The sequence below is a fragment of the Pseudomonadota bacterium genome, assembly GCA_022572885.1.
Classification (GTDB): domain Bacteria; phylum Pseudomonadota; class Gammaproteobacteria; order Steroidobacterales; family MnTg04; genus MnTg04.
In genome coordinates this window covers 21,356-27,355 of record JACZVC010000036.1, presented here as the reverse complement: position 1 = coordinate 27,355, position 6,000 = coordinate 21,356, and the positions used below count along the sequence as shown (strand labels likewise).

Annotated in this window: 5 protein-coding genes; 4 read left to right on the top strand and 1 reads right to left on the bottom strand. The window is 56.5% G+C overall.

Translation table 11 applies throughout. The annotated features are described in order from the left end of the window. The 3 genes from IIA05_11760 to IIA05_11750 form a co-directional block, all read left to right on the top strand. Window positions 1-919 (top strand): type II secretion system F family protein (locus tag IIA05_11760; GenBank protein ID MCH9027770.1); only part of this gene is annotated, 919 nt, incomplete at its 5' end. 4 nt (window positions 920-923) lie between these two features. Continuing rightward, the gene (locus IIA05_11755; protein MCH9027769.1) at window positions 924-1,883 is read left to right on the top strand and encodes a type II secretion system F family protein; all 960 of its coding nucleotides are present in this window, start codon (window positions 924-926) and stop codon (window positions 1,881-1,883) included. A 35-nt stretch (window positions 1,884-1,918) separates the two neighbouring features. Further along, window positions 1,919-2,830 carry a tetratricopeptide repeat protein gene (locus IIA05_11750; GenBank protein MCH9027768.1) on the top strand — a complete coding sequence of 304 codons (912 nt, stop codon included), beginning with the start codon at window positions 1,919-1,921 and terminating at the stop codon, window positions 2,828-2,830. 86 nt (window positions 2,831-2,916) lie between these two features. Here IIA05_11750 and IIA05_11745 read toward each other — a convergent pair whose 3' ends face one another. Continuing rightward, entirely contained in the window at window positions 2,917-5,082 is a 2,166-nt protein-coding gene (locus IIA05_11745; protein ID MCH9027767.1) for a hypothetical protein, read from the bottom strand. Window positions 5,083-5,252: 170 nt separating this feature from the next. On the opposite strand from IIA05_11745, the gene IIA05_11740 reads away from it, so the two are divergent. Next, window positions 5,253-5,981, top strand: a complete 729-nt coding sequence (locus tag IIA05_11740) for a hypothetical protein (GenBank protein ID MCH9027766.1) — start codon at window positions 5,253-5,255, stop codon at window positions 5,979-5,981. The last annotated feature ends 19 nt before the right edge of the window (window positions 5,982-6,000 follow it).

The following is a 6,000-nucleotide window of genomic DNA, read 5'->3' as shown; positions in this document are numbered from 1 at the left end:
GATGCAGGGTCTGGTTGTGCCGGTCTTCGGCGAAAGCGCCAAGACCCGTAAGAGACTTCAGAAGCGCATGAGTGAAATAGAGGCCGCGGGCAACTCCGAAGCTTTTTCGTCGTTGCTTCGCGATAAATACCTGCGCCGCCTGTCGCCGTTCGAGCGTAAACTCGAGTCCTTGCCGGCCATGGAAATGGTGGCGAAGCGTATCGAGGAGTCCGGGCACAAGATTCTCGCCTACCGCCTGGTTCTCATAGCCCTGGTCATGGGCGTTACCGGTTTAGTGCTCAGTTGGTTCTATTACCGGTCCCCGATGGTAACCGTCACGATCGCACTCCTGGCGACCTACGCTCCGTTCATGAAAATCAACATGGATCGTATCAAACGCATTCAAAAGTTCGAGGAGCAATTGCCGGACGCCATAGACACGATCAAACGAGCGTTGAAGGCGGGGCATCCGCTGAGCGCTTCCCTGAAATTCGTCGCCGACGAACTGGACAATCCGGTCGCCGAAGAATTTGAACTGGTGTTCGGTGATATCAACTATGGCAACGATGTCCGCCGGGCGATGCTCGGCCTGTTGTCCAGAGTGCCGAGTGTCACGGTGATGGCGCTGGTAACCGCGATTCTCGTGCAAAAGGAAACGGGTGGCAATCTCGCAGAGATATTGGAAAAAATCTCGACCGTTATTCGTGGCCGGTTCAAACTTCAACGTAAAGTCCAGTCCTATACCGCAGAGGGCCGGATGTCGGCCTGGGTTTTGGCAATGGTGCCACTGGTCCTGTTTATCGCACTGTGGGTCACGACGCCGGATTATCTCCCGGTACTGATTGAAGACGAACGTGGCCAGAAAATGGTCGTTTTCGGCTTCGTCTCGACAGTCGTGGGCGTTTTATGGATCCGCAAGATCCTTCGGATCGACGTATAGGCTAATGGAAGCAATCTTCGACCTGTTGGCCAGCTACTCGAGTGACGAAGTTATTCTGCGTCGAATCCTGGTTGCTCTCTCTGCGGCAACGATATTTATCCTGGGACTCGGTCTGACCGCCCTGATCATGAACCTGGTAAACCCGGTACGTCGTCGCATGGGCCTGGTTGGAGAAACTCCAGAAGTCAAAGGCCGCCTCCTGGTCCGGGTCGCCACCGCACTTGGCCCGGTCTCTACCTACCTTTTGCCACGAAAAGAACTTGAACGAAAAGAAATGACGCTACAACTTTTCCGCGCCGGTTTTCGATCGCCGCAGGCGCAGCCTGCTTTTTATGCGATCAAGTCGTTGATGATTTTTGTCCTGCCCCTGGCGGTCCTGCTCGCTACCCGGTTTTTCCCCGGAATCGAAACTCGATCCGCCCTTACCTACGCGATGTTTGCCGCGGGTTTCGGTTTGATAGCGCCCAACATCGTCCTCAGAAAACTGGTAGCCAGGCGATCGAACAACCTCAGGCGTGCTTTCCCCGATGCACTCGATCTCCTGGTCGTCTGCGTCGAAGCCGGTCTTGGCCTCGCTGCCGCTATCCAGCGAGTGGCGGACGAACTGGCGGTCAGCCACCCCGAACTGGCATTCGAGCTTTCTACCGTCAACGCCGAGATTCGCGCCGGCACGGCTCGTGAAAAAGCGCTGAGAAACCTTGCCGACCGGACCGGTCTTCCGGATATCCGGGGCCTGGTGGGGTTACTCGTGCAAACGATGCGTTTCGGCACCAGCATCAGCGATGCGTTGCGGGTCTACTCGGAAGAGTTCCGTGATATCCGTATGCAAAGAGCCGAGGAACAGGCCGCGAAGATGGGAACCAAGCTGATTTTCCCACTGATCTTTTGCATGTTCCCGGTGTTCTTTATCGTTGCCATCGGGCCTGCCGTCTTGAATATCATGAACTGGGCGTCCGGTCCCTAGCCCACGCTCAAACGGATACCTATCGGAGAACAAGAATGAAGATCAAATCGGTGACTTTGGGAATGAGCACAATCTGTTTGCTCGGAATCCTGGCCGGCTGCGCCGGCTTACCGGAACCGGATGCCGATGTTTATGTGGCAGGATCGTTTAACGACAAGAATCTCGACGTCCTTTTCGCTACCGAATATCCGGTTCGATCGGAGGCTGAGGCGCTGGCAAAAGGCGCCAGCGCGATGCAGGAAGGAAACATCGATAAGGCGTTGTTTTTCTTTGTCAGGGCTTTGCAGTTCAACCCGGAAAATGTCGACTTGCTTTCCCATATCGGCGAAATCCAGATGCAGCGCAACAATATTGTATTGGCGAAACGCGCTCTACTGCAGGCTCGGCACTACGACCCAGCACACGCGCGCACTCTTGAGGCCCTGGGACTGATCTTCATGAATGAAGGCAAGGACGAACGGGCTGTCGTGGAGCTGACGATGGCGGTCGAAAATGACCCTGGCCTTTGGCGTGCGCACAATGCACTTGGCGTATACGCCGACAAGAAAGCCGATTACGCCGCGGCGCAAGCTCACTACAACGCGGCTTTATCAATAAACCCTGAAGCTGCACACATACTTAACAACCGTGGCTATTCGAAATTCCTGGCCGGGGATTCGCACGGCGCTGCCCTGGATCTTTACGAAGCCGCCAATGATCGAGCTTTCTCGCAGGCATGGGGCAACCTCGGCATGATTTACGCCAAACAGGGCTGGTATCAAGATGCCATCACAACCTACAAGCGAATAATGAGCGAGGCCAACGCTTACAACAACACCGGTTACGCAGCATTGCAGAACGGAGATTTAGCACAAGCGCATCGCTTTTTGAACGAGGCCATAAAACGCTCGCCGACCTATTTCCCCGCGGCGGTGCAAAACCTGGCGAGACTGAAAGACCTCCAGTAACAATCGCCAGAATGTTGAGACTGTGGATGTCCTCGTTGTTTCCTCGTTGTTTTTGTTGAGACTGTGGATGTCCTCGTTGTTTTCCATCATTGGGCTGCTCTTTGATCCAGCTTCACCAGGACAGGGTGATTACGATCGGCGACCTGCAGAAGGTCGCGCAGTTCCACCTCGATTCTGTCCGCCGACCGATGCCGTCCTGACTGGTCGTATAAGTCCATGAGGTGCGCGCGGGTTTCGATCCAGAAGTGTGCCGCTCCCTGGTCGAATATCGACATGGCTTTCGTCGCCCCCGCCGACTCCAGGGTTGCGATGGCATCCTGCCGCCGGTCCAGCATCTCATGTGCTCTGACCAGCGCATTCACCCCCAGAAAATACGGGACATCCGACTTTATCCTCCCCCATTGAGTGACTTCCTCAAGCAACTGGGCCACATCCTCAGGCCGGCCTTGAGCCAGGGCCAGTTCACCGCGGGCCAGCTTCTTGTTGAGCCAAAAGATATAAGGGGGCGGTTCATTCTCGGCCGACAGGGGATTCTCGATCGCTTCGATGGCCTCTTGCAAGCGCATTGCGCGCACCAGTAGCACCGCCTTGAAGTATGACACCCGGATGCGATCCAGGAAGGCGTTCAGCGACTCCTTGCGCGGGGAATCGAGGTCCAGGAAGGCTTGCAAAAAGTCAGCATCCGGTTTCTTGTTCGATAGCGTTTCGAATGTCTCCAATCGGCCCAGCGCCAGGTAAAGCGAACGAACTTCGACAAACAATGGCCGGTTCTGAGCAAGCTCGGTCGCGCCAACCTCGCCGACCAGCTCGTCCAGCGCTTTAGCCGCTGCTCGATAATTTCCTTCGATCCACAATTCCGCGATGGGCAACACTTGCAGTTCTGCCTTGAGCCAGGGATTAAACTCAGCCAGAGCCCGGCTTCTGGCAATGTAGATTTCGGCTGATTCTGCGTCTCCCAGAATCAGCGCGGCCTGTGCCGCGTCCAGTTGAGGCCGTCCGAGGTTTGGCCGCAAATCTGCGGATCTGAATTGATAGTACGCCGCTTGGCTGGGTTGCCCCAGCATGCGGTAGATGACTGAAAGATTTCCCCAGGCCCAGACATGGTCAGGATACATACGAATCAGGAATTTGTAGGTTTCAATGGCTTTCTGATCATCCTGAAGATAGCCCCCGTAATAGGTCGCCAGGATGAACAACCGCTCCCGTTCGCTTGTGCTATCGGCCAGTTCCATGGCGCGCTCGAGGTGCATCTCTGCCTGTTCCTGCCGATCTTGCTCCCACAGGAGGTACCACAAGAGCAGATGGGCGGAGGCAAAGTCGGGGTCGATTCGGACCGCCCGTTTCAGCAGCGGCAGCGCCCGCTTGCGTTCAGGCCCCCCCGCCATCATGACTTCGGCTTCCGAGTACAGTTTCAGGGCCTCCAGCGAGGGTGTCGTCACCTTGGCAAGTGCTTGTTCGCTCTGGCGGATGCTGGACACTTCTTCACCGAGCGCCTGGCGGACGTCCCGCGCCAGTTGGGCCACCCGGGGCAGGATTTCCGTTTGACTCGAGGCCTCCGCCGCAAAACCGGCCAGCTTCACGCCATCGGCCGGATTCATGAGCGCTACGCTCAGGGCATAGGTGCCGCCGAGCTTTTCGATGCGGCCCATGATGAGAACCCGGATCGCCCCGTCGCGCAGGCTGATTTCCCGGCCGATGTGTTCGTCGATCGGAGTATTCAGGGTCACTTTCATCAATCGCAGGGCGTCGTTGACCCGCTCCCGCGGTACAACCTTGACATAGCTCGAATTGCCCAGCTCCCGTTCCAGGGCATATTCGAGCGTGCCATCAAGCACCGTTTCGCCGGTGCGGTTCTCAAACCGGGCAATCAACACCCAGTCCCATGCCTCGAACGCGATGTCGCCATTCCGGGACAACAACCAACTCAGCCCGGCGACACTGACGGCGACGACCAGGATCAGCCAGAGCCAGTACGGCCTTGTCCGGAATACACGCTGTGCGAGTTGACCTAGGGTGGCAGCCTGCTTCTCGCGGCCCTCCCACCAGGCGTCCAGCTCCGACTTGTAGGCATAGACCGTGGGCAGCTTCTCGTGCATCAGGCGATGCACGGGCAGACCCTCATTCCTTTCCCAGCGGCGCAGCGTACGCACATTCCGGTTCAGATAAGTGGCGATTCGCTTCCACGACACAAGGCGGTCGTCATCCGGCCGGCCGGTTGCTCCCTGTTGAGTCTGTGTGGATTCGTCGCTCACGGTTTGCTCTATTGAGTGGTTATTCCTTTTCCGCCCATTTTGCCGCTGCAACAGGGCTGGCAAAGTGCGACAAAGTGAGACATTTGCACGATGTCCGATTATGCATCTTGCTGAATATCTTCGCAAAAATCATCGTGTTGCCATCACCGTGAACGAATGGAGACAAAGAGATGAAATTGAATCAGACAATCTGCACCGTTTTTATAACTCTTTTGGTTTTGAGCGTGGCAAGCACCGCCCATGCTGGCAAGGGCAATGGCAAGAACAAGGGTGGCGGAGGTTCGGGAGAAGAAGATACCGGAGGTCTCACCCCGGTAACGATCACATTCGAGAACGCCCCGAACGACCGGGTCGGCAGTGACAACTACACGCCGTATATGGACGGCGACGAGGGCGTCGAAGCATTTCTGGCCACCAAGGCCAACTTTGGCAATGTGTGGCTGCGGCTGGACCAATCTCCACGCGGTCTTTACCTTGATTTCACCGACTGCGCAACGCTAACAAGCTGCACCCCCCTGTTTACTACTGGCGTCATCAGACTATCCGCCATCAAGGTGGACGCCAACGATGTTCAGGCTGACGGCCTGTTCGGGATGGCCATCGGGGCCAGGATTTATCCGCCCATGCGCATCTATTATCAAGATGACGCAGAGCAAAGCCTTGAAGAAGAGCAAGCCCCGGGTTTCATATACTTCAACTCAAATATAAAGGGCAAATCGCCGTGCAAGAACCTGAGCGACAACGTCGAGGTTTATCGCGAGAACGCAACCCTGTGGACCATTACCGGTATTGGCTTCCCCAATACGGCCTGCGCAACCCTGCCCGGCGGTCAGCAGGCCGGCCGGAACCTGGCTGGCGTGTTCTACATGCCGTTCGAGTTCACGGTGGAGATCAACTGAGCTAGATGACCCGATTGGA